A 22,294-nucleotide genomic window follows, 5' to 3' on the forward strand; every position below is an offset into this window, starting at 1 on the left:
CGTAGGAGCGGCGCTTGAGCCGCGAATGGTTGGAGCCCCACCCCGCCAAGACTGTTCGCGGCTCAAGCCCCGCTCCTACCGCAAAAAAAACGGGCAGACCCAATGAAACGAAGCGCTTTCTACCTTTCTGATGGCACCGGGATTACCGCAGAAACCCTTGGTCACAGCATGCTGAGCCAGTTCGGGGATATCGAATTTGTGCAGATCACCCTGCCTTTCGTGCAATCCGATGAGCAAACCCGTGAAGCCGTGGCCCGCATTAACAAGGCCGCAGAGGAGGATGGCGCCAAGCCGGTAGTCTTCTCGACACTGGTCAACACCGACCATCGCGCCATCCTGCATAGCTGTGACGCCCTGATTCTCGACCTGTTCGGCGCTTTTCTTCGTCCGCTGGAAGACGAGCTTGGGGTACGCTCCAATCACAAAATCAACCAGAGCCACGCCATCCGCGACGCCGAATCCTATCGAATCCGTATCAACGCTGTGCATTTTGCGCTGGATAACGATGATGGCGCCCGCACCCGGCACTACGACCAGGCCGATATTATCCTCATTGGCGTCTCCCGCTCCGGCAAGACCCCCACCTGCCTCTACCTGGCATTGCAGTTCGGGCTATTCACCGCCAACTACCCGCTCACCGAAGACGACTTCGACGACCTGCGCCTGCCCAAGGCCCTGATGGAGCACAAACACAAACTCTTCGGACTCACCATCGACGCCGACCGCCTCAGCGCCATTCGCAGCGAACGCAAAGCCGGCAGTAAATACGCGTCCCCGCGCCAATGCGACATGGAATTACGGGCCCTGGAAGCCATGTACAACAAGCACAACATCCCGTATCTGGACGCGACAGAGCTATCTATTGAGGAAATCAGTACGCGGGTGTTGGCGATGAAGGGGTTGAAGCGGCGGCTGCAGTGATGTGCAGCCGTAGGAGCTTGCTTGCAAGCGAACTCCCACAGCGAATCCAGACCGGGGAATAGCCTTCATGCAGCCTTGCTCGAACCCACCTTGCCGCCCCTGCTTCATGCCCCCCCCCTCGGCGCGTGGGCATGAAGCCCAGAGACAACAAGAACTATAGCTAGCTTCCGCTCCCTTGCCCACTCTGCCTATTAATTAGGCGCCCAACAACAGGGGAATCGGAGACCTTATAGGCAAATCCCCCCCCGCAACGGTAGACTAACTTCCTTCGTCCTTGCTACAGACACTACAGTGAAGCATAAGCCATTACACAAGAAGTCCGATAAGGACGCCCTTTACAGCGCTCTTGCCAAGCATGCAAAAGAGATGGGCCGCCTGAGCCTTTTGCAGCTGCATAGTGCGGATTCTCAACGCGAGAGCGCACTTTGCTGGAAGCTCGGACCATTACAATTAGATATGAGCTTGCAGAGGCTGAACTCTCAAACCCTGGGGTTACTGGCCCAGCTGGCAGAACTAGAGGCGGTAGGTGCCGAGATTCACAAGCTGTTTAGTCGAGACTCCATTTCGGCATCAAAGCCAGGAGGGCACTGGCTACTGCGGCAACACAACGATGCCCAGCAGTTTCAAAACGAGATTGACGAAATACGCCTCGAAATTTCCCGGATGTCGAAATTGGCCAGTGATATCAATACAGGCCAATGGAGAGGGTCAACAGGCCTATCAATAACCAACATTGTGTATCTGGCCAGTGGCGGGCCATCAACAGTCGCACAATTTACTCATCACGCCTTATGGCGGGAGAGCGACTCCATTAAGGTCGATTTCGCGTCAACACTCGATGGAATGCAGCTCTATCGACTTTTCAGTGAGCTCCCTCCTGAGCAAACACTGTTTATTTTTGCCTCAAAATCTTTCGCCACAGTGGACACGCATGCCAACTTTCAACTTGCTCGTGACTGGCTGATCGAGCGGCTCGGGCAAGGCTCAGATCTGAGCAAACACTTTATCGGTATATCATCCTCCCCAGACAGGATGACCGAGGCAGGAATTCCGCAAAAAAACCAGTTACGCGTCTGGGACTGGGTCGGAGGAAGGTTTTCCAGCTGCTCTGCGTTTTCATTTCCTGTATTGCTAACAAAAGGGGCCAACTTCTACAAAAAAATGCTGAAAGGGGCCGAGACTGTAGATCATCATTTCAGAACCGCACGGCTAGAAGAAAACATCCCCGTTCTGATGGCACTAGTTGATGTCTGGAACCGCAACTTCCTGAGTATTCAGAACCGAATTCTTCTCCCCTATGACAGCCGCCTGAACCTCCTGCCACGCTTTGCAAGCCAGCTGGAGCTTGAAAGTTGCGGAAAATCCTCATCTGCAGAATCAGAAAAGCTGAGGACCGCCGGCATGGTGCTGGGAGAATCCGGACTGGATGCCCGACATAGTCTGCATGAGTACATCCACAATGGCAGTGACTCCTGCTGCTGTGAGTTCATACTCAGTAAAGCCCCCCCAACTCTTCCATCCGAAAAGTTTCAAAGGCAAATAAACAGCCGACATGAAACCTGCAACAAACTCTGTTACGCCACTGCAAAACAATTTGCGTTCGAGGATACGCGGGAACAATCGAGCCGCCGCATCCCTGGGACGCCTTCAACCATCATAGCGCTCGACAATATCGACCCAGAATCACTGGGTGCACTCATTGCCCTCTACGAGCATAGAACCTTTGTTCAGTCAGTATTGTGGAAGGTTGACCCTTTCAATCAAAAAGCGGTCGACCGGGACAAGATGATGAGTAACCGCGTTTATAACGAAATCAACAGATGAGAACGCTGAACACGCTTCAGCACGCGATTAAAAACACTTGATCAATTCGATCAGGCTCTCTATCACGTACGCTTGCTCCGCTTCGGCTAGCGCATAGTGGAGAGGCAGCCTGAGCAGCCCATTACTGACCTTTATCGTATGCGGATGATCACCACTCACCCGACCAAATTTCCGTCCTCCCGGAGAAAGGTGTAATGGTTCATAGTGAGTCTGAGCCATGATGCCAAGGCCTAAAAGTTGGCTTAGGAGCGTATCCCGGACAGCTTTGTTATCACACCGTAGATAAAATAGGTGCCCATTGTGCTGACAGCCTTCTGGAACGGCAGGAAGATAGATTCCATGACGAAAGCACACACCTTCTAACTCTTGAAAATAGCGCTCCCAGAGCATTACTCGGCGCCTGTTGACCTTCTCAGCCTGACTTAACTGGGCAGACAAAGCAGCAGACTGAACTTCACTCGGCAAATAGCTACTGCCTATATCTAACCAGCAATAACGATCCACTGCCCCACGAGAAAACGCCTCTCGGTTTGTGCCTTTCTCCCGGATTATGCTTGCTCGATCAGTGAGCTCAGCACGACTAATCAGCAAAGCCCCCCCCTCCCCTCCACTGGTGTAATTCTTGGTCGCGTGAAAGCTGTACGCGCCTAGATGCCCGATCCCGCCCAATGGCCTTTCTTTATAGGTTGCCATCATCGCTTGAGCCGCGTCTTCAATTACCCACAGACCATAGCGCTCAGCAATAGCCATGATTGCATCCATCTCACAGCTCACGCCCGCATAGTGAACAGGCACAATCCCCTTGGTTTTTGGGGTTATTGCCTGCTCTATGAGGCGCTCATCAAGGTTACAGGTGTCCAGGCGAACATCGACAAAAACGGGGGTAGCTCCCCGTAACACGAAGGCATTAGCAGTGCTGACAAAAGTCCAGGACGGCATGATAACCTCATCCCCTGGCTGGATATCAACAAGTAGAGCAGCCATCTCCAGCGCATGGGTGCACGATGGGGTGAGTAGGCTTGAACTGGTATTGGCATGGCGGGACAACCAAGCCTCACAGCGTTTGGTATACCTACCGCCTCCTGCAAGCTCCCCGTAAGCTAGCGCCTGAGCAATAGCATCGCTTTCACAGCCAAGCACTAAAGGGCGATTAAAAGGAACATACATAACGATATTCGTCACTTTGTCTGCAGCAGGCTTATAAGGTATCCACTGTATTCCGTCTTACCGAGTTGCCAGATAAGCTTTTCGAGCTTCTCAGAGGTAATCCAACCGGAACACCATGCGATTTCTTCGAGACATGCGATCTTGAGCCCTTGACGTTGCTCGATGGCCTGAACCAGCGTCCCGGCTTCCAGTAAAGACTCAGGAGTCCCCGCATCCAGCCAGACAAAACCCCGCCCCAGCACTTCCGCCTGGAGAGTTCCTTGTGCCTGATAAGCCTTGAGCACATCCACAATCTCTTTCTCGCCACGCGAGGACGGCCGGACTTCTTTGGCAAGATCCAAAACATCGTTATCGAAAAAATAAAGCCCAGTCACTGCCAGATTAGAGAAAGCCTCCGCCGGTTTTTCCTCCAATCGTAAGACCTGGCCTGCCGCTCCCAGTGAAACAACACCAAATCGCTCAGGCTCTTTCACCGGGTAAGCGAACAGTGTCGCCCCCCGCTGCCGAGCAGCAACCGCCTGTAACTGCGGAGTGAAGCCCTGCCCATAGAAAATATTGTCACCTAGAACGAGACACACAGGGGAATCGCCAATGAATTCAGCAGCAATCTCAAAAACCTCCGCAATCCCACCGGGTTTAGCCTGCTGCGCGTACTCGAAGCGCATCCCCAAGTGACTGCCATCACCGAATAGTCGTTGATAGTTGCCGGAATCCTCCGGGGTAGTAACAATCAACACATCCCTGATCCCAGCCAGCATCAATGCCGACATAGGGTAATAAGCCATCGGCTTGTCATAGACAGGCAGCAAATGTTTGGATACACCAAGGGTTGCAGGGTGGAGTCGGGACCCTGCCCCTCCAGCCAGAAGGATCCCTTTGCGGTTTTCCCTAAATTGCATTGTCATGGTAAATAAAATGCCACCGTATCACGCAGCCCTTGCTCAAACGACACCTGCGGGCGCCAGCCCAAAGCCTGCATCTTGCTGCTATTCAAGGCATAACGCCAGTCATGGCCGGCGCGGTCTGCCACATGACGAATCAGTGATGCATGGCCTCCAGCCGGAGCTGAAGCCGGCCTCAAGCCATCGAGATGTGCACAAATGGCATTCACCAGACATAGGTTCGTCAGCTGACAGTCTGCACCAATATTGTAGTGCTCTCCCAGCTTACCCTGCTCCAGCAAACACCATAATGCCTTAACGTGATCGTCAACATGTAACCAGTCACGCACCTGTTCCCCGCTTCCATACAGCGGGATTGTATCGCCTGCCAATGCGCACTGTATCACCCGCGGGATCAGCTTCTCTGGATACTGCCAAGGGCCATAATTATTGCTGGCATGGGAAATCAGGGCAGGAAAGCCATAGGTGTGCACCCAGGCGTCCACTAGATGATCCGCTGCAGCCTTACTCGCCGCATAGGGTGAGCCGGGATGCCAGGGATCACCTTCCTGTGCTGCCGCCCCTTTAGGCCCTAAGTCACCGTACACCTCATCAGTGGATACTTGCAGAAAACGAAACGGGCGCGAACCAGCTCGCACTTGAAGCCAGCTGCGGCAAGCTTCGAGCAAGGTCAGGGTGCCCTGGATATTAGTGCGCGAGAACTCCATAGGGGCTGTGATGGAACGGTCCACATGGGATTCCGCTGCAAAGTTGATCAATGCACAAGGCTGGTGTTCCTCCAGCAATTTCGACACCAAATCAGCATTGTTTATGTCACCTTTGACAAAGTAATAACCCCCATCGCCTTCCACGCAAGCCAGTGCTTGAGGCTGAGCGGCATAGGTGAGAGCATCGAGATTGACGATAGTAGCCTTGGTATTGGCCAAGGCCCAGCGGATAAAGGCGCTGCCGATGAAACCACAGCCCCCTGTAACAAGCAGAGACTTCATTCTGACTACCGACGTCCTAGAGAAATTCCATTGCCGCAAAGACTACCAAGATCCTCGAAGTATCCATGATCCCTCCTGCTGCCATCGCGATTCAAACAGGATAGACTAGCCCAAAAGGTGTAGCGGACATATACGCACTCAAAACATAACAATGGGTTATCAAAAATCTAATAATGATAACCACTGCATATGACCATGATCGAGAGCCACCAAGAGCATCAGGATAAGAAACATGAAAGCCTCGTTGCGGCCAACTAGAACCACAGAGTTCCATCAGGCAAACCAGATTCAGGCGCTTGATCTAACCCCCCTAGCCATTTACACCCGCTATCGTGGCCATCCACAGCTTTGCCAAGAAGACCACCAACGTCTGTTCCGATATGAATTGATGTCGACTGTCAAAGCTGATGGTGTTTGCTCCACGATCAATGACCAAAATGGCGTTATCGCCGCTTGCGCTATCAAACCTCTAGACTGGGATACCCAACACTTTGGCCTACCCATGGCGAGAATGAGCTTGGCTGCAGCCCCGACGTGCCCCCCATCGGCCCTGAGCAATTTACTCCGCGACACCATCAATAAGATGAGGCAGGAAACCTCCATACTGCACACCTCATGCGAGGTGGATATCGACGACTACTTATGCCTGAATGCCTTGCTCGGCCTAGGAGCGGAGATTCTGGATATCAAACGCGAGTACCGCTGGAGATCCCTCAAAGGCATCAAGCCACCTAAATTCTTGTCATTGGTTCGCGAGTATAGAGAAGACGACAGATCGCAGTGCTTGGCACTAATGGCCGGGGTATATTTCGAGAGTCGCTTCTCCCGCGATATTTCGCTACCAGAAGCCAAAACCACTAGGCTTTACGAGATATGGCTTGAAAAAATCCTTAACAATACCGAACGAGGAAGAATCGCCTTGGTCATGGAAAAAGGTTGCCGTGTACAAGCCTGCGGTGCGATTGAACGACATGATCTGAGCTACGCGGGCATAAGCGCTCAAATAATGGGCAACGGGATATACCTTTCATCCCGAAAGGCAACAGGGTGTTACTATCCAATCATTTACAGCTTGGCAGAACGCTCATTATCCCAATTTAAGAGCGCTCAAACCTGTGTATCGCTGAACAATCGAGCGGCCACAAGGGTACTTGAAAGAATGAATGCAGGCACAAGTTCAACTCGATATGCCCTGAGACTTTTTTTTCCATCCTGACGCCAAGACGAAATGTTTATACCTACATCGCAATTCACTTTTCTTCAAACCATAAGACGCCAGCATAAAAAAATTGCTTGCGAATTCAGGCGCGCATACAAAGAAAGCCAGTACGTACAAGAAATCGTGAATGCCGGAATGGGAATTGATACACATCTAAAAAACTGGGTCTTCGAGAACGGACTACGCGAAGATCAAGCCGGCTACAATGTTCGCCAAGGGGATCATACGGCCTTAGTAATCTATAAAAAAGGGGAAACTATAACCGAAATAGAAGCGATGAATCTTTTACCTTTAACAACGTCTCTACTTGATAAAGTTCCCGGGGTTTTTTTTGCTGCAATATCAGTCCTTGGGCCTAATGCAACTCTGAAAGAGCACACGCACACCAGGCAGCATTTTGTCTACCATCTCTTACTGGAGGACCTAATTAACGGTTGCTGCGAGATGCAATGTAACGGTCATAAGAAAGAGTTACGTAATGCAGGAGACGAGATAATGTTTGACTACAGTTATAGACACAGCGTCAAAAACCATGCTCAGAATCGTCGAATAAACCTTATGATTGATTTTCTTCCATGCAAATGAAAAGCCGAAAAATTCTCATCACCGGCGGGTCAGGCCTGATAGGTACGCACCTCAGTAAACGGCTGCTTGCTGAAGGGGCTGACGTCATCAGCCTCGCCAGAAACCACCCATTTCAAGCGCATGGCGAGATTCAAATTGAAGGTGATGTCCGCGATACTGGATTACTGGAAGAAGTGTTTACCCGTCATAAGCCCACAGACTTGGTTCACTTGGCCGCCCAACCCATCGTCGGCAATGCTCTATCTGATACAGAATCCACTTTTGACATCAATATTCGTGGCACCTGGCTACTGCTCGAGGCCGCTCGGCGGTACGGGAAATTGCGTTCTATAATTGTAGCCTCCTCTGATAAAGCCTATGGCCAACACCAAAAGCAGCCCTACCAAGAGGATTTTGAGCTCAAAGCACAATACCCCTACGATCTCAGCAAACAAGCTACTGAGCAACTCGCCCTAAGCTACTTCCATACGCATGCTCTTCCCGTCACCATTACCCGCTGTGGCAACACCTTCGGAGCCTATGACTTAAACTTCAGCCGCATCATACCCGGAACCATTGCCTCATGCTTAAAAAACCAAGACATCATTATCCGCAGCTCTGGCCTGCTCCAACGCTGCTACATTTATGCAACTGATGTTGCAGATGCTTACCTACAACTGCTGACTGCACCACAAAACAGGGTGCATGGGCAGGCTTTCAACATAGGTAACCCAACCGCCATCTCTGTACTCGACATGGTGAAATTCATTCAATCTGCCATTCCTGAAAGCCGAGCGCGAGTAATTATTAAGAACCAGAATTTTGGTGAAATCACATATCAGTCACTTGATTGCAGAAAAATCGCCAAGGTTCTCGGCTGGGAGCCGAAGACCCCTCTACATCAGGCTCTAGTTGAGACTATTAATTGGTATCAAGAACACGGCATTTACCATAGAGATACCAATGACTACGATCAATAACGCCCCAGTTGTACTCTTTACTTACAGAAAACGACAATTCCTGGAGGAAATTTTCCAGGCAATAAAATCTTACTCCCCCCCTAGGTTATATGTAGTTAGTAATCTATATTCATCTGAAGAGGAAAGACTTACCGTCGAGGCAATTAGACACAGCATCAGTCAATGGCAATTACCAGGCGAGATTATCTATCTTTTCCAAGATCAGCATCTTCTCATCAATGACTCTATACATAACGGGCTCGATCATGTCTTTAGCATTGAGGAAAGCGCCATCGTACTGGAAGACGATACCGTACCCTCCTCATCTTTTTTTGATTTTTGCAATAGAATGTTGACGCGTTATGAAAACGCTGAGGAAATAGGAAGCATCATTGGCTGCAACCTTGGGGCGAGCAATAGAGAAAACAAAGCATACATAGTCCCTTTTGCTTTTTTTTACTGGGGCTGGGCCACATGGGCGGAAAAATGGCAAACTTTACGTAACTCCCCCCTTCCTTATGGAAAAAAAGACAACGGAGTAATTGATAAACTGCAGAACCCAAACAGCCTACTTACTCCCTTTTTTGAACGTCTGGATGACCGATGCACCTGGGATTTGCGCTGGGGTTGGAAACAGGCTCTACACGATATGGAGGCTATTATTCCAGGGAAAAACCTGGTACAGAATAAGGGATTTGTTAAAGAAGGCTCTTATATCAGATTTACGGATTCAAGCTTTATAAAAATCAAGGCAACCGACTCTCCAACCCCAGCAAAAGCGAAGAAAGACCCTGTTTTTTCTAGAAATTACGAACACCAATCCGCAAAGCTACTCACAGAGATACTTACTCACAGAGGCGAGTTAGAGAAATACAAAATGTCAAAGAGTCATAATTCTTAAAGCGTCGGCAACTCCATCGAATTTAATCTAACAACATCTTTATAAGTATCCATACTCTGCCAGAAACCCTTATGGAAATATGCACCAAGCTCCCCTTTGTCAACAAGGGAAGGCAGCACATCAGTTTCAAAATCACTGTCTAAATCAAGTTTCTTTAAAACCTCGGTCGAAATCACAAAGAAACCACCATTTATCAGCTGAGGCATCATCGGCTTTTCGATAAAAGAAATGACAGAGGCACTATCATCAACATCTAGTAAACCGAACGGCAGCCGGGGCTGTACGGCGGTCAAAGTCACACCTTTACCAGAAGAAATATGCTGGTCTACCAAGGCATCGACGTTCAGATTGGCGATTCCATCTCCATATGTAGCCAAGACGTTTTTCTCATTTTTAAATAAATGCGATGCAATAGCCAAGCGACCACCTGTAGGAGTATCCTCCCCCGTCTGAAGCACCTTTATTAAAACGCTGCCACCCTTATATCGATCAGCAAACTGCCGAAAAGCCAGTTCATTTGCTCCAACCAACAATACAAACTCAGACACCCCATAAAGACAATAATGATGAATTATATGTTCAAGGATAGGCTTGCCCTGTACTTCCACTAATGGCTTTGGGGTATTCCCAAAGCAGCCTTTCATACGCAGCCCTTGTCCACCACATAAAATCACTGCTTTCATCATCTTTTCTCTGAATCTACCAATGACATGGATGCGCGCATTGCCTGACTATTAAGCCGTGCCGCGAACAAAGGGTAGGAAACGCCTAACGTGGGGTAAATAAGCCTAGAGAAAGCTCTATTTAGACCGCATCTACGTAGATACCTAGAGGAGGTAGCACGATAATTATTCACAACATCGCCCCCTATCAGTACTGATTTAGCGGCAAGCTGCCCCGTAAGTATTGCACCATAAATACCTTCACCACTTGAGGCATAAGTAAACCCTCCTGCATCACCGACAAACAAAACTCTTCCGCTGCCCATACTTTTCTTTGAGCATGAAATTGCGATGGGGAAGCCACGAATATCCGAAAGATTTACCTCTCCCAACGAAATCTGAGCATATTGCTTAAGGGCTGGACGATTTACAAATCGGGAATGGCGACTATTCCAGGAATACAAACCAACGTTGTAGTGATCCCCTTTTGGAAATACCCAGCCATACCCTCCAGGAGAAAAACCGAAATCAACTTTTGTTCTAATTTCTTGAGTATTAACTTCGTTCGCATCAACGTCGGCTTCAATAGCTACCCCAAAAGCCCCCTTCGGTCGACCGGAGATCAAACGCCGTATAGTACTCCCCGCACCATCCGCCGCAACCAGGTAGTTGCCCTTAATTCTGAGGCCAGGATAGATTAGCTCAACAGCATCCCTACGAAGCTCAATTCCACTAATTTCTGGTAGTACAAAGTACTGACATTCGGTACTCAATGCTGCTTCGATCCCAAGACTATCGAACTCGGCTCGTTTAGTCATTAATGCGATTGGCTCTTCCGCTTTAATGATAACCGGCTTTTTATCTTTATAGGACAGTCTCAGCTCGTTAACCTTTTCACGAACAACAGTAGTGAAGTCATAATCAAGTAAACGCACGGCTCCAGCGGAAAGTCCACCAGCGCAAGGCTTGCTTCTTGGGAATCGTGTTTTTTCGATCAATGCTACGCGAGCACCACCTGCTGTGAGTGTACGTACAGAAGCCACACCCGCTGGCCCGCCTCCGACAACTATCACGTCTACCTTTACAGATTTTGTCACGATATCAATCCACTCGAATGAATTTCAAAATACTGTTCCCTGAAGTTTCAGGATACGCAGGGTGAGCACCTTCCTCATCAACCATCTCCATAAGAAAGCCATGTCTTTTGAAAACAGTGAGGAATTCATCGAACGAGTATTTCTGCTTAACCCAGTGATGGTATTCGATAACAAAGGTTTTAACTTTTCTTAATTTCCCTGACTCTACAAGGCTCGATATCACATTGCTTTCTCCGCCTTCAATATCAACCTTCATAAAGTCTACGCCATTATCCAAACAAGGCAGCTCAGCTGCAGCCATACTCTCTACAATAATACGCCTTCTTGCCAAAGCATTTTCAAAGGTCGAGCAGACGGGAATGTTTTCTAAAGAATCAGGGAAAACAAAAAAATCGGTGGAGCCCGTTGTATCCGTAATGGCCTTTTCCACAAGATCAATTCCGGTCAGACCGAGAAAATTGATATTTTTTCTTGCCACGCTGGCCGACAGAGGATCCGCTTCAAAAGTGACGATGCGACTATCAGGATATATTGTCTTAAAATAAAGAAGCCCAAGACCGATATTGGTACCACAGTCAACAATCAGTGGCGCCTCATGAGCACATTGAAATCTGTATATTTCCTTCTCAAAAATCTCTTTTATCAAGTAGGCATCCACACTAGGTGAGTACCTGCTATGAAAATGAATTTCCTCAATACAATTTGCCAATCTAGAGTTGATCAGCTGATAAAAACCGAGTTTCATTGGCGTTTCTTCATAATTAAGGAAAACGATGAAAAGCGGTTCATGTCTATAAATTCGGCTATGTCTTTTTCTAAAACAAAATTGTCAACTGCTTGTCGGCAGTTCACCAAATTCAAATAATAATCATCCACAATAATGGTGCCACCTGGAACAACCCGATCATAAAACAGCCTCAGTGCAGACAATGTTGGCTCATAAAAATCCACATCAAGATGCAAGAGTGAAATCTTGTCTGGAACGATAGTATCGTTAGGATTAGTAATATCTCCTTTATGAAATACTACCTTAGAGTTAAGACTAAACCTTTCGAGCAAGGAAACTGCACTTTCTTCATAACATTCGGAAACATGTTGCAGACCCAACGCATCAGAAAAACGTCGATCTTCGGGCTGCGTGAGAGCCTCTGATCTACAGCCGTCGAAGGTATCATAAAGATGAAGCTCAGAGTCGATTCCATAGTCTTCCATAAGCGCCCGAAAGAACAAGGCCCCCCCGCCCTTCCATACCCCAACCTGCACCCAATTTCCTTCGCCACCAATCGCCCCCCTAATCTGATGTGAAGACAACATCTCCTCAAAGAAATCTCGAGTCAACAAAGTATGAGCGGGGAAACATCTGATCACTTCGGGCAGCTGCTCAAATGTAGATAACTCAGTAATATCCAGGGGATCAAGAAATGAAAGAATTTCTTGTGATCTAGCAAAGAACTTATCATTCACAGAATTCAGCAAGAGAGCACCTCCCCCTGTTCAATCCGAGAGAGCATTGTCATTAATGCCAAAGAGTCCCGAAAATAGACAGGTTCACCAGGGGAGAAATAGTGAATAGTTCTCACCGGGCTATTCAAATATTTTCCTGGCGACACTGGAATAAAACCAAATTTATCCCGAATGAAGTCGTGTAATGCAAGAAATTCTCCCCCCCCCGTCCTCCTTAGATAGTTTTCTGTTTTCGCCACAGAACTTATCGCCGCCAAAATTTTCTGCTTACCTTCAAATGTAGAATATTCAATCAAATCCACATCTGAATCATCAAGCTCCAGTGAAGCTCGGCAAAGCATGGTTTTGATATTCATCCTATTCATGATGATATAATAGTTTTTCCCATAAGCGTGACTTGCCCCTACTTCATGGGCAAAATAATCATCAAACTGTTTAGGCTCCGTGACCAATCCGGGCTGGTCAATAGGTGGATTGATATCTTCTTTTACGCGCTGCCCATAGGTATAAAGCTGCCGCCCGGAGGGGCTCATTTTGAATACAAAGACAACCCCCATATTTGCGGGATTATAAACCTTTCCCTCTTCATATTTTTCGTAGGCATTACTAACCTCTTCAGAGAAAGGAAAGAATTCTTTCACAAGGGAAAAATCAACTTTTTTAAAAGCAGTCACATAAAACTTGGCGTTAATTAGTTTTGACCCGGCATAATTAACTGCCAAATAGCTGCAGAAAGGATAATCTTTCTGATAAAGCGTCTGAACACTCAATTTCAGATACCGAACGACTGATTCATTGTTAATAATTTTTAAAAAATCATCTAACATTGCCATACTTATAAATTACTTGGTAAGCACTAATGGGGCTACAAGCTCTGAATTCCTAAAACCAGAAATCATACCGCACTCCTTATTGCAGGAGCGCATATATTTTCTTGCATTCTCAGCAGACGCTGAAAACCAGAAATCAGTTAGTCCAGTGGTCCGGCAATTACCCAGATACCCGACTTGCTTCAGCGTATGCATATAGGGGCAAAGCAAAAGTTCACCAGACTGTTCAATAAAAATGATCTTCTCAAACGCGGCACAAACAGGGTATGTGTTTGTCGTACCATGATTGGCAACATAGAAGCGCATCCATAACCAGTCACCTTCTGGAACAACAACAAAGTCATCTTTTCTGTACCTAGCAATAATTTCATCAAACATCATTGCGGCCGCATTCTGATCTGAAAAGAATCCTCTACGCAAGAAAGGATCTTCACCTTCCTTTGAACGCTTATCCACAGTTTCATGCAGGCATTCAAAGCGCACACCATCAATGCCCAGCCCTTTCACATGCTCGATAAACTCATGAATACCATACAGATTTCTTTCAAAAAGTGTGCAGTTCGTATAGATCCTGACCTTTGAGTCAGGGTAAGCTTTCTTTTTGAGTGAAGAAAGATCGGTAAGAACCTTCAGGATATGCTCACAAGAACCTTCAGTACCTCGTATATAGTCGTGTACTACTGGCAAGTGGCTGTCAAGTGAAAAAAACAGTTGGTCTGGCCCCTCTAGCAAGAGACGATGATAGTGGGACTCTTCCACCAGTGAACCATTAGTAAAAGCGGCCGTGTTCAACCCGAGTTCCCGGCATAGTGCAGTCAGTGAGAAAAACTCCTCCTCTTTCAGCATTAACTCTCCACCACAAAGGACAACACCACCCGAAGGGTTTAGCCTTTGAAACTGACGCACCACATCAAGCTTTTCAGGTAATGTCAGGCCATTAGGGCTGTCTTGGTTCATCCACATATGGCAGTGCTTGCAGTGGAGATTGCATTCAGAAGTCACTAGCAAAAACAGGTAGTCGGGAGGACTCAGTGCCTGAATGTGATCAGCTGCGTCACTCTCGACGGTTTCATTAATGCTTTGAATCTTAATACGCTCCATAGTGGCATTAGTCTTTTCTATGGCAGGCATACATTCCACAATGTTTCCTGCACTGATTCATTAACCCTCTGGCTCTTTCCGCCTGTACCGAGAACCAGAACCTTTCAACACTAATATCCCTTACTGTCCCTATCTTCCCTACACCTTCAACAGCATCCATATTAGCGCAGAGTGAATATCGACCATCATGATCAACAAAAATGTTCTTCTCTGCAGATCCACAAACTTGATCGCTAGTTTCGTAATCGGGCCCCTTCAGTATATACTCCTTCATCCATTCATATTCGCCGAGGTTAACCAGAAAACCATCGTCAGAAAACCCCGAAATCACTTCGTCAAGAACTCTCGAAGCGAGTTCCCTATCCTTAAAAAAACTCTTGTCAAAAAAGGGGTCAGCACCTGAGGGTGACTTGTTCATCACGGTCCTTGAAAGAACCTGAACTGACGCACCGTCTACCCCTAAGGATTTTATAAATGCCAACATATTTTCCAGCGTATAAATATTCTCCTCGAAGAGAACCGTGCTGGTAAATATTTTGAAGTTAGATGAGCCAGATTCTTTCTTTTTTTCAACCAAACCTTTGATTACCCTGACCACCTTATTCCAAGCGCCTGGGGTGCCTCTTATATAGTCATGAATGGTATCGACATGGCTATCTAAAGAGATATACAAAATATCGGGACCCTCAACAACGAATCTCTTATACAGTGAAGGGGCTATCAATGAAGAATTTGAAACAGCTATAACATTCAGACCAAGGCTTTTCGCTGACTTCGTTAGAGCAAAGAAATCCTCGATTTTTAACATTACTTCCCCACCGGAAAGCACAACATTCCCATGGGGATTGAGCTTGGCAAAACCCTCGACAACTTTTATTTTCTCTGCCAAGGTTAAAGAATGGGGGCTGTCTTTGTTTAGCCACATATGACAGTGCTTACAGCTAAGGTTGCACTCAGAAGTTATCAAAAAGAAAAGGTTTGTAGGGACAGGAGCTCGTCCGCCCGTTAAATACTGTGACGTCTCATTCTCAGGGTGCATCTGAATAATTCTAGTCTTTGATCCAGGCTCCGACATTTAACTCACCACTTCAAGAATACTGATCTGGTTATCGAGAGTGGCTTCTCTGCGTCTCATATCAACCATATAGCCACAAGCCATAATCACGATTGCGGTAAAAAAAAGAATTGGGGCTATACTCACTCCAACAAGTTCCACCGCATAATGAGAACTTATCATTGATAATAACAAAAGGGCTAATCCTGTTTTAACGGCTACCTCTTTCTGACGTTTTGAAAGATACCATGCCTCAAGAAGAGACAGTGCCACATCCAAATAAGAATAAGAAGAATCTCCGTGCTTTCTCTTTTCGTGGCGGACAGAAACAAAACCAACTTTTTTCACCATCCCGGGAAAAAGATCATCGATAGTCAGGATTCTCGACGTTATAGAGTTAACCAGCTGAAGGCCAAGGGGCCTGGTCATCATTCTGAATGAAGTGGACTGGTAATATAGCACCCCCATAAGTGCGCCAGGAATTCTCAATATCCGCCGAGCAATTCGTTTCATAAATTGATGTCCATTCGTACCTGTACCATAAACCAAGTCAAACCCGCCTTCTTTTAAGTGCTTAACCAGAACAGGAATTTCTTCAGGCGGGTGCTGCAAATCAGAGTCCATAGTAATAACAAAATCGCCACGACTATTCGCAATGCCACACAGGGTTGCCAAACCCTGCCCATGATTGGAAGCTAGACGAATAAGTTTCAATCTTTTACTTGGCATCTCCCCTTTCAATTGTTTCAAATCGAGCCAAACGTTATCGTCGGACCCATCATCAACAATAACCACTTCAATTTCTAATTCATATGGCATTGATACAGAAAAAAGACGGCCAAGCAGCTCCTTGATTGCTTGAGCATCATTATAAACCGGTACAACAACCGAAATCCTTTCTATATTTAGGCATTGCTGTCTTTCTCTCATGGCACTCACATAAGTTATGCTGCAACATGACACACTTAACGGCAAAAAATAAAACCCATATTGATTGATTCCGGCCTCCGGCTTCACCTTCTTAAATCGAAGACGCGCATTAGCTTTTCAATATAGAGTCGCAGTCTAAAATCAACAAAAGAGCGAGCATCTGAAGGCAACGCATCTAAAAAAATGCGGGCAAAAAAGTTCGCCTTGGCTAGACCAACTCCAAATATAGCAGCAGCTCTGACTCGGACATTAGGGCGACCGTATACTTTTTTGTAACCTAGTTCTTCGCCTGTTTTCCCTACGACATAGTCGGCAATTGCTATTTCCTCACGAGTCAAATGTGCCCCCCATTCCATTGGCTTATTGCTAATAGGAGGAAGAAGAATATTTTTGTGAAGCTTCCATGCATAGGAGTTGGTAAAATACTCTCTCTTTACATCTTCTGCATAGTCAGCATAGTCTAGCATGGTGGGGGAATATGGAACCCCAATAAAACCAAGCAATTTTTTTAATTCATTTTCAGGTGACAGAGCCAGATTTTCATATCGACAGACAATAAGGTTTCCATTTTCACAGCCATTTTTCATTAGCTCGTAATAGCCGACCCACTTCCTGCAGGTCGCAGCAATTATCGACATTTCAAATCCGGCCCTGACAATGGAAATATGATTCTCTCTATAATCCCTGCACAGATAAATAAACTTTGCTTCAGGGAATATTTCTTGCAGTTCTTTAGAATAAAATGAATACCCCGGATTCTTGTCACCAATTGCTAGTGGATTTCCTTTCTCAAAGCAGGAGAAAGAATAAAGGTACACGAGCTTACAGGCCAAGGCATAATCGACCCGATAAACGTTAGACAGAAGAGTATCTCGAAGCTTGCTCCAGTCGATCTTCCAGCTTTCAATCAAACCCTGTTTTTTAAGGTCAGCAATAAATGACGAGACCGTTTTTGCTGTCCAGAGGTCTAACCCTAAGTACTTCTTCTTTAGGTTTATGATGAACTGGCATTCAGGAGGAATAACAATAGATGGGTGGGCATCGAACATAGTTCTTAGCCAAGTCGATCCACTTCGAGGCCTACAGGTGATAAAGAACATGGGTAGACACTCCGCTAAGTCAATAGCATCATCGTATTTCACTGAGCCACCCCATCAATCTCAATCTCGCTCTTACAATACGTGACACAAGATAACTTGCCATATTGTATACCGGGATCAATAGACTAACGATTGGAGCAAAAACCTCTAGAACTACGCTGGAATTATCAACAACACGCCTTTGCAAAATTGGTGCTTTAATTATCAGTAACTGAAAGATAAAGGATGTGATAATTATGGAGCACACTTTACGTTTATCTGGCATGAATTCTGGCCTAATTACATCCATAAGGAGAATCAACCTGTCTTCTCCAGAATGATTCCAGGCCTTGTGACGATGCGCATCACAGAAAATAGTGGCCTTGCCTTCTTCCCAAGCAACGGCCTTTTCACCAACTTTAATTCCAGAAACGGGCAAGCCCGCAGGTATAACTAAGCCAAGGTGCACCCTGTTAGTAGCATTGGTGTCGCCAAAATGCTCAGGAATTTCTCCACCAGCGCACAAAATATTAAAAGATACCGATACTACGCCAGGTATCTTTTTAATTGTTTCACGCGTTACGGGAAAGTCATTCTGTGCGACATGGTAATCAAGGCCCCAAGTCCGAAGTGGATGCGTAATCCATTTTTCGGGAGAATTTTTAACCAACTGACCAAAATAGGGGGTGAATGCTTTCTGCTTTCTAGAAATAAAAGCCAAAATTTCATTCTTAATCTCGCCCGCCTGGGTTTCCAATTCTTCAATAATGGGCACGTCAGCGATATCAAAGAAAGATGACATCTCACCCTTGTACTCTTCCTTTTCTATAGCTGCAAACCACAGCTTTTCTTTACCAGCTATGTTTTTATTTTCAGGCGCGTCAGAAAGGAGCGTCCCAAAGATTTTATCTCCCAGTGAAGAGCTTAAACCATAATAATTATTACTATCATAATGGTGGTGCCGGCGATGCAGCCAAACAATTTTTTTTATAAAACCGCTATGATGTGGAATCTCACAATGACAAATCAGATGTATAACTTCATTTATAAAACCTATAAAAAGAAGCCAGAAAACAATAGACACCGAGAGGTTTAGATTGTCAAAAGCCAACCAGGAAAATAAAAATACAAAAAAAGCCGGATAAAGCACTCCTCTATAAGTAACCAAAATACGCGAGAGATCTTCCGGGCCCTCATGATGTTCCAAATGCTGAAAAAATGCTTTGGTTTTTAATCTAAATCTTACTAGCGGCAAAGGCTTGGCATGATATAGCCAGTAATGCACCGCCCATTCTATAATACCGCGGAAGGTGAAAAGAAGAGACAGAACAATCGGATCAAGATAAGTCCAATACCCCAGAGTAGCTTTAAATATAAAAACAACTACAGCAACACTAATAACAGCCCAAATACCGCTCCCACCAAAAAGGAACAGAAACATTTCCTTATAGTTTTCCGGAAGCGTTTTTTCCTCTTTAACCACTTCTACAGCCATAGTTCACCTTGTCGGTTAAGCGCCTACAAGTCACTTATCGAATAGTCTATCGAAGCAAGTAGTCATCTTTTGACATCTTCTTAATTCGAGCACCTTCAATTTCTTTAGCCGAAAAAAGATAAATACTATTGCCCTTTACTATCCAGTGATATGGATATTTCTCAACTTTCATATCGTCAAGATACAACAGTAGCGACTCTCCTTCTTTAGGCAAACCCAAAGCGAAATAGGCCGAAAAAGGCGGATGGGGGAAGTACCCTGTTGTGACATCCCCTTCCATTACCGGCCGCAGTGTGGGCCAACCAAACAAAGCGAAGACAACCTTTACATGCCTTGGTATTCGTTTAGGGTCTAGAAAATACAATACGCTCGACTCACTGACCATGAGGGTGGTGACGGCAGGATTTCTCTCTAGCATCTGCATTGCAATTTCCGCGTATTCTCTGTATCCCGCTACCGTTTCAGAGTCAGCTTTTTTGAAGTATGTCCCCATCTCCAGCGGAGCATCTGCAACGGAAGGGGGAAGCTCCCCATTTCTGGCGACATAGTCAATTAACTCATTAGCGACATGAACAGACGACACATGCAAAAACAACAGCAGCCCCATAAAACCCACTGACATAACCCGGCAACAAATAGCTTTTTGGCCGCTGCCGCAAAAAGAATTCAGTTTATTCAGCCCTAACGCAAGACCTACCACAAGGACTGGTATTACACCCAAGAAAAAACGAGGCTCGAGACTGCTTCGATCCAGTTCCACAGCGATTAAAAGCCTTGCAACAATGTAAAAGGCCCCAATGGCACACGGCCAAATTGGTCGGGCTTCTTTTAGAAAGAGTGCGGGAACAGCAATCAGTAACCAAGGCAAATATAGAACGTCGAAAACTCGCTCGATCTCTCCTCCGTACCAAATTCCTACGGCTTCAAAAACATCTGCAACATTGAGCCTCCAGCCTAGAAAGTTTTGCAAGCCAGGGCCGATAGTAGTGATCAGGCAAAAGTAAATAGAGCCAGGCGCCAACGCCCAAAACAATAGCTTTCTGTCGCGTTGCAGTAATGCAAACAGAGAAAACGAAGCAACAAAGCCTATACTTTCCCCCCTTATCAATGGCATTAAGCCAATAACCAAGGCAGCGGCACGCATTTTTTTATCCGCTAACAAAAACAGTGCAAGGCAAATAAAAAATACCAGCCAAGACTCACCGTAGAAACTCAATGAAACAAAAACATAAAGAGGAAAAAACGCCAGCATTCCAGCTGAAAGAAACGCCCATACCCTTTTAACATCCAGCTTCAGGCAAGTGAAATAAACCAGAAAAACAGATAAAACAAGCGGAAACGACTTCAGAGCGCGAGAATAATAAAGACTTTCATTACTAATAGTGGTCAAGACACCATCAAAAAATACCGCAAGGGGCAGCACAAAGTTAAACCAGTAAACATCCGGATTTCGAAATGCGGTTTTGGCAAGAAAATAACGGTAGCTATCATCGCCCCAATAAACATTGGCATCCGCCACAAAATCAATATACCACCACTGATATTCGCCGCGGGCCAACCAGGCAATGCCACAGTAGAAAGCAATTAGAGAAACAACCAAGAATACGAACCAAAAGTTGGTGCGAGTCTTGGAAACAGCGTCGTTCAGCACATGCTCACCCATAAATGACACAATTTAAAAGCCCCTTTTGATCAAGGGGCTCTTTTGTTTCGTTGTGAGGGGTTAGCAGAATGTAGCAGAGCCCCAACAGTTATCAAATACCGCGCCACTGCCGGGGTCCGGCAAGGGCGTAATGTTACCCACTGCGGCATTGCCATTCACGATATTATTAACAAAATAAGTGGTTGGATTCGACACCTCAAGTTTGAAGGCGTCGGGCAAATACATCGCCCAACCTCTTGACACCGACTCAACATAACCTGGGTATTGTACCGGCTCTTTTTGGAAAGATAGACCAAACAATGGTGTATCCACCATTACACTATGCAGATTAGAAATATTATATGGGATGACAAATGTATTAAGGTTTCCCGGGGTGGTTCCCAACCCTGAAGCCAACTGGCCTTTAATATTATCTTTGACAGGATTAGCGAGCAGCGGCAGAAGTGCGTTCACAAGAGCTTCTGAATTAGTCAGGCCTCCACCGTTAGAGCGAACGACATCCAGGTTATCGACCAGCTCGTCCACAGCTGATCCCAGCTGAGCATTATAAACACCCGCTTGAGTTTGTCGGTTACCTCTCAAAACAACGGGTCGATTCAACCGCTCCACCTGCGGAAATCCGATAGTCAGATCTTTAAACTCGATACCATTCCCTAAAAACGATACGCAACCGTTTTGCAGCCCCAAAGAGCGGAAGGGTGTCTGCAACCCAAAAGTATTATAACCAGTGCCAGGGCGATTACCTGGGCAAGGAGCTGACGAACTGCCACAGGTGATCGCGATATCATTATTTGGATCTCCATCGCCATTTTGATCCAAACCTTGGGCTTCCATAATAAAGTCAGCGGATGCACTTAGATAGCCGCTAAAGCTATTAAAGTTGCCAATACTCATTGGCCCTTCGACTTGCTCACCTCCGAGCCGAACCCCAACCACTTCACGCAACGTTTTTGAATTATCATTTTTGATTGCAAACTGGAAATAAGGGCGAGTCATCACCAGATCCCGCATCTGCGTACCGCCGTTTCCAAAAGTACAATTTCCACTGGAATCCGCAATACAGCCGAGTGAAAAGTTATCTGCATCTAAATCACAATGCTGGCCATTATTAACAGAGTTGGCCCCACCACAACCCAGCTGCAGTTTTTGGATGTTCATATTCAGCTCTAAAACAGCATCAAGACCAGCTGTATAGAACGTAAACCCATTTGTGCTCTCTTTTGACATCTGCATAAGAGCCTGACCAGTAACATCCGCAAGCTCACTATCCTGCATTTTTTGTAACGCAAATAACGAGGGGCTGAGGGCAAGTAGACACAATCCAATTACATAAACCAGAAAGAATCTTATCATCGCAGGAGCAGAAGCCTCCCAATCAGACACACGAGAGCGACCCAGTAGATTTGCAATCATTTTTTCAGGGTTCCTGTTATATTGATCATTATCAGAACCTTATTTTCCAAGTAGCTGCAA

General features: G+C 46.3%; 21 protein-coding genes. 6 read left to right on the forward strand and 15 right to left on the reverse strand.

From position 1 onward, the window contains the following. Positions 1-102 precede the first annotated feature (102 nt). Together COA55_RS08020 and COA55_RS08025 are read left to right on the forward strand one after the other, a co-directional pair. The gene (locus COA55_RS08020) at positions 103-921 is read left to right on the forward strand and encodes a pyruvate, water dikinase regulatory protein (protein WP_063521704.1); all 819 of its coding nucleotides are present in this window, start codon (positions 103-105) and stop codon (positions 919-921) included. 291 nt (positions 922-1,212) lie between these two features. After that, positions 1,213-2,745: a hypothetical protein gene (locus tag COA55_RS08025; protein ID WP_290501376.1), complete on the forward strand. Its 1,533-nt coding sequence runs from the start codon at positions 1,213-1,215 to the stop codon at positions 2,743-2,745. A 27-nt stretch (positions 2,746-2,772) separates the two neighbouring features. On the opposite strand, the gene rffA is transcribed toward COA55_RS08025, so the two are convergent. From rffA to rfbB, 3 genes are read right to left on the reverse strand one after another with little or no spacing between them, the layout of a single operon-like run. Continuing rightward, on the reverse strand, positions 2,773-3,927 hold the full coding sequence (gene rffA, locus COA55_RS08030) for a dTDP-4-amino-4,6-dideoxygalactose transaminase (protein WP_290501378.1): 1,155 nt from the start codon (positions 3,925-3,927) through the stop codon (positions 2,773-2,775). Then, positions 3,924-4,817 (reverse strand): glucose-1-phosphate thymidylyltransferase RfbA, encoded by an 894-nt coding sequence (gene rfbA / locus COA55_RS08035; protein ID WP_363969998.1) that lies wholly within the window; start codon positions 4,815-4,817, stop codon positions 3,924-3,926. The genes rffA and rfbA overlap by 4 nt, the downstream gene beginning before the upstream one ends. Beyond that, positions 4,814-5,803: a dTDP-glucose 4,6-dehydratase gene (gene rfbB / locus COA55_RS08040; RefSeq protein ID WP_063520652.1), complete on the reverse strand. Its 990-nt coding sequence runs from the start codon at positions 5,801-5,803 to the stop codon at positions 4,814-4,816. The genes rfbA and rfbB overlap by 4 nt, the downstream gene beginning before the upstream one ends. Before the next feature lie 232 nt (positions 5,804-6,035). On the opposite strand from rfbB, the gene COA55_RS08045 reads away from it, so the two are divergent. The 4 genes from COA55_RS08045 to COA55_RS08060 all read left to right on the forward strand — a co-directional run bounded on the left by COA55_RS08045 (position 6,036) and on the right by COA55_RS08060 (position 9,446). Beyond that, positions 6,036-7,019 carry a hypothetical protein gene (locus COA55_RS08045; RefSeq protein ID WP_290501381.1) on the forward strand — a complete coding sequence of 328 codons (984 nt, stop codon included), beginning with the start codon at positions 6,036-6,038 and terminating at the stop codon, positions 7,017-7,019. A 138-nt stretch (positions 7,020-7,157) separates the two neighbouring features. Continuing rightward, a complete protein-coding gene (locus tag COA55_RS08050; RefSeq protein ID WP_290501382.1) occupies positions 7,158-7,607 on the forward strand; it encodes an aspartyl/asparaginyl beta-hydroxylase domain-containing protein in 450 nt (149 codons plus the stop codon). Beyond that, a complete protein-coding gene (locus COA55_RS08055; RefSeq protein ID WP_290501384.1) occupies positions 7,598-8,566 on the forward strand; it encodes an NAD-dependent epimerase/dehydratase family protein in 969 nt (322 codons plus the stop codon). Before COA55_RS08050 ends, COA55_RS08055 begins: the two co-directional genes overlap by 10 nt. Beyond that, the gene (locus tag COA55_RS08060) at positions 8,550-9,446 is read left to right on the forward strand and encodes a hypothetical protein (protein ID WP_290501386.1); all 897 of its coding nucleotides are present in this window, start codon (positions 8,550-8,552) and stop codon (positions 9,444-9,446) included. The genes COA55_RS08055 and COA55_RS08060 overlap by 17 nt, the downstream gene beginning before the upstream one ends. Here the strand turns inward: COA55_RS08060 and COA55_RS08065 are convergent. The 12 genes from COA55_RS08065 to COA55_RS08120 form a co-directional block, all read right to left on the reverse strand. Next, positions 9,443-10,132 carry a sugar phosphate nucleotidyltransferase gene (locus COA55_RS08065; RefSeq protein ID WP_082872295.1) on the reverse strand — a complete coding sequence of 230 codons (690 nt, stop codon included), beginning with the start codon at positions 10,130-10,132 and terminating at the stop codon, positions 9,443-9,445. The two genes, COA55_RS08060 and COA55_RS08065, sit on opposite strands and share 4 nt — an antisense overlap. Continuing rightward, complete coding sequence (locus COA55_RS08070) at positions 10,129-11,205, reverse strand: geranylgeranyl reductase family protein (RefSeq protein ID WP_197468720.1); 1,077 nt, start codon at positions 11,203-11,205, stop codon at positions 10,129-10,131. The genes COA55_RS08065 and COA55_RS08070 overlap by 4 nt, the downstream gene beginning before the upstream one ends. A gap of 4 nt (positions 11,206-11,209) precedes the next feature. Beyond that, on the reverse strand, positions 11,210-11,950 hold the full coding sequence (locus tag COA55_RS08075; RefSeq protein ID WP_290501390.1) for an FkbM family methyltransferase: 741 nt from the start codon (positions 11,948-11,950) through the stop codon (positions 11,210-11,212). Continuing rightward, positions 11,947-12,681 carry a TylF/MycF/NovP-related O-methyltransferase gene (locus COA55_RS08080; protein ID WP_290501392.1) on the reverse strand — a complete coding sequence of 245 codons (735 nt, stop codon included), beginning with the start codon at positions 12,679-12,681 and terminating at the stop codon, positions 11,947-11,949. The genes COA55_RS08075 and COA55_RS08080 overlap by 4 nt, the downstream gene beginning before the upstream one ends. Further along, complete coding sequence (locus COA55_RS08085) at positions 12,675-13,502, reverse strand: hypothetical protein (protein ID WP_156496679.1); 828 nt, start codon at positions 13,500-13,502, stop codon at positions 12,675-12,677. Before COA55_RS08085 ends, COA55_RS08080 begins: the two co-directional genes overlap by 7 nt. Positions 13,503-13,511: 9 nt before the next feature. Then, the gene (locus COA55_RS08090) at positions 13,512-14,630 is read right to left on the reverse strand and encodes a radical SAM protein (protein ID WP_063518687.1); all 1,119 of its coding nucleotides are present in this window, start codon (positions 14,628-14,630) and stop codon (positions 13,512-13,514) included. Next, on the reverse strand, positions 14,608-15,675 hold the full coding sequence (locus COA55_RS08095; protein WP_082872254.1) for a radical SAM protein: 1,068 nt from the start codon (positions 15,673-15,675) through the stop codon (positions 14,608-14,610). Before COA55_RS08095 ends, COA55_RS08090 begins: the two co-directional genes overlap by 23 nt. After that, positions 15,676-16,584, reverse strand: a complete 909-nt coding sequence (locus tag COA55_RS08100; RefSeq protein WP_082872253.1) for a glycosyltransferase — start codon at positions 16,582-16,584, stop codon at positions 15,676-15,678. It abuts the gene before it with no gap. Between the two features lie 83 nt (positions 16,585-16,667). Then, positions 16,668-17,684: a sulfotransferase gene (locus tag COA55_RS08105; protein ID WP_197477283.1), complete on the reverse strand. Its 1,017-nt coding sequence runs from the start codon at positions 17,682-17,684 to the stop codon at positions 16,668-16,670. Between the two features lie 28 nt (positions 17,685-17,712). Beyond that, a complete protein-coding gene (locus COA55_RS08110; RefSeq protein ID WP_063518683.1) occupies positions 17,713-19,158 on the reverse strand; it encodes an aspartyl/asparaginyl beta-hydroxylase domain-containing protein in 1,446 nt (481 codons plus the stop codon). Between the two features lie 46 nt (positions 19,159-19,204). Beyond that, positions 19,205-20,821 (reverse strand): hypothetical protein, encoded by a 1,617-nt coding sequence (locus tag COA55_RS08115; protein ID WP_290501396.1) that lies wholly within the window; start codon positions 20,819-20,821, stop codon positions 19,205-19,207. Positions 20,822-20,881: 60 nt separating this feature from the next. Beyond that, on the reverse strand, positions 20,882-22,234 hold the full coding sequence (locus tag COA55_RS08120; RefSeq protein ID WP_063537564.1) for a hypothetical protein: 1,353 nt from the start codon (positions 22,232-22,234) through the stop codon (positions 20,882-20,884). Positions 22,235-22,294: the final 60 nt, after the last annotated feature.

The sequence above is a fragment of the Alcanivorax sp. genome (genome assembly GCF_002733835.1).
Classification (GTDB): domain Bacteria; phylum Pseudomonadota; class Gammaproteobacteria; order Pseudomonadales; family Alcanivoracaceae; genus Alcanivorax.

What these genes read in the sequence shown, in the direction of transcription:
- COA55_RS08120 (WP_063537564.1), bottom strand. Translation starts at nt 22,234, where the DNA reads ATGATTGCAAATCTACTGGGTCGCTCTCGTGTGTCTGATTGGGAGGCT.
- COA55_RS08090 (WP_063518687.1), bottom strand. Translation starts at nt 14,630, where the DNA reads ATGCCTGCCATAGAAAAGACTAATGCCACTATGGAGCGTATTAAGATT.
- COA55_RS08100 (WP_082872253.1), bottom strand. Translation starts at nt 16,584, where the DNA reads ATGAGAGAAAGACAGCAATGCCTAAATATAGAAAGGATTTCGGTTGTT.
- COA55_RS08115 (WP_290501396.1), bottom strand. Translation starts at nt 20,821, where the DNA reads ATGGGTGAGCATGTGCTGAACGACGCTGTTTCCAAGACTCGCACCAAC.
- COA55_RS08020 (WP_063521704.1), top strand. Translation starts at nt 103, where the DNA reads ATGAAACGAAGCGCTTTCTACCTTTCTGATGGCACCGGGATTACCGCA.
- COA55_RS08050 (WP_290501382.1), top strand. Translation starts at nt 7,158, where the DNA reads ATGGGAATTGATACACATCTAAAAAACTGGGTCTTCGAGAACGGACTA.
- rfbA (WP_363969998.1), bottom strand. Translation starts at nt 4,817, where the DNA reads ATGACAATGCAATTTAGGGAAAACCGCAAAGGGATCCTTCTGGCTGGA.
- rfbB (WP_063520652.1), bottom strand. Translation starts at nt 5,803, where the DNA reads ATGAAGTCTCTGCTTGTTACAGGGGGCTGTGGTTTCATCGGCAGCGCC.
- COA55_RS08085 (WP_156496679.1), bottom strand. Translation starts at nt 13,502, where the DNA reads ATGGCAATGTTAGATGATTTTTTAAAAATTATTAACAATGAATCAGTC.
- COA55_RS08065 (WP_082872295.1), bottom strand. Translation starts at nt 10,132, where the DNA reads ATGATGAAAGCAGTGATTTTATGTGGTGGACAAGGGCTGCGTATGAAA.
- COA55_RS08055 (WP_290501384.1), top strand. Translation starts at nt 7,598, where the DNA reads ATGCAAATGAAAAGCCGAAAAATTCTCATCACCGGCGGGTCAGGCCTG.
- COA55_RS08060 (WP_290501386.1), top strand. Translation starts at nt 8,550, where the DNA reads ATGACTACGATCAATAACGCCCCAGTTGTACTCTTTACTTACAGAAAA.
- COA55_RS08105 (WP_197477283.1), bottom strand. Translation starts at nt 17,684, where the DNA reads ATGTTCTTTATCACCTGTAGGCCTCGAAGTGGATCGACTTGGCTAAGA.
- COA55_RS08095 (WP_082872254.1), bottom strand. Translation starts at nt 15,675, where the DNA reads ATGTCGGAGCCTGGATCAAAGACTAGAATTATTCAGATGCACCCTGAG.
- COA55_RS08045 (WP_290501381.1), top strand. Translation starts at nt 6,036, where the DNA reads ATGAAAGCCTCGTTGCGGCCAACTAGAACCACAGAGTTCCATCAGGCA.
- COA55_RS08075 (WP_290501390.1), bottom strand. Translation starts at nt 11,950, where the DNA reads ATGAAACTCGGTTTTTATCAGCTGATCAACTCTAGATTGGCAAATTGT.
- COA55_RS08110 (WP_063518683.1), bottom strand. Translation starts at nt 19,158, where the DNA reads ATGGCTGTAGAAGTGGTTAAAGAGGAAAAAACGCTTCCGGAAAACTAT.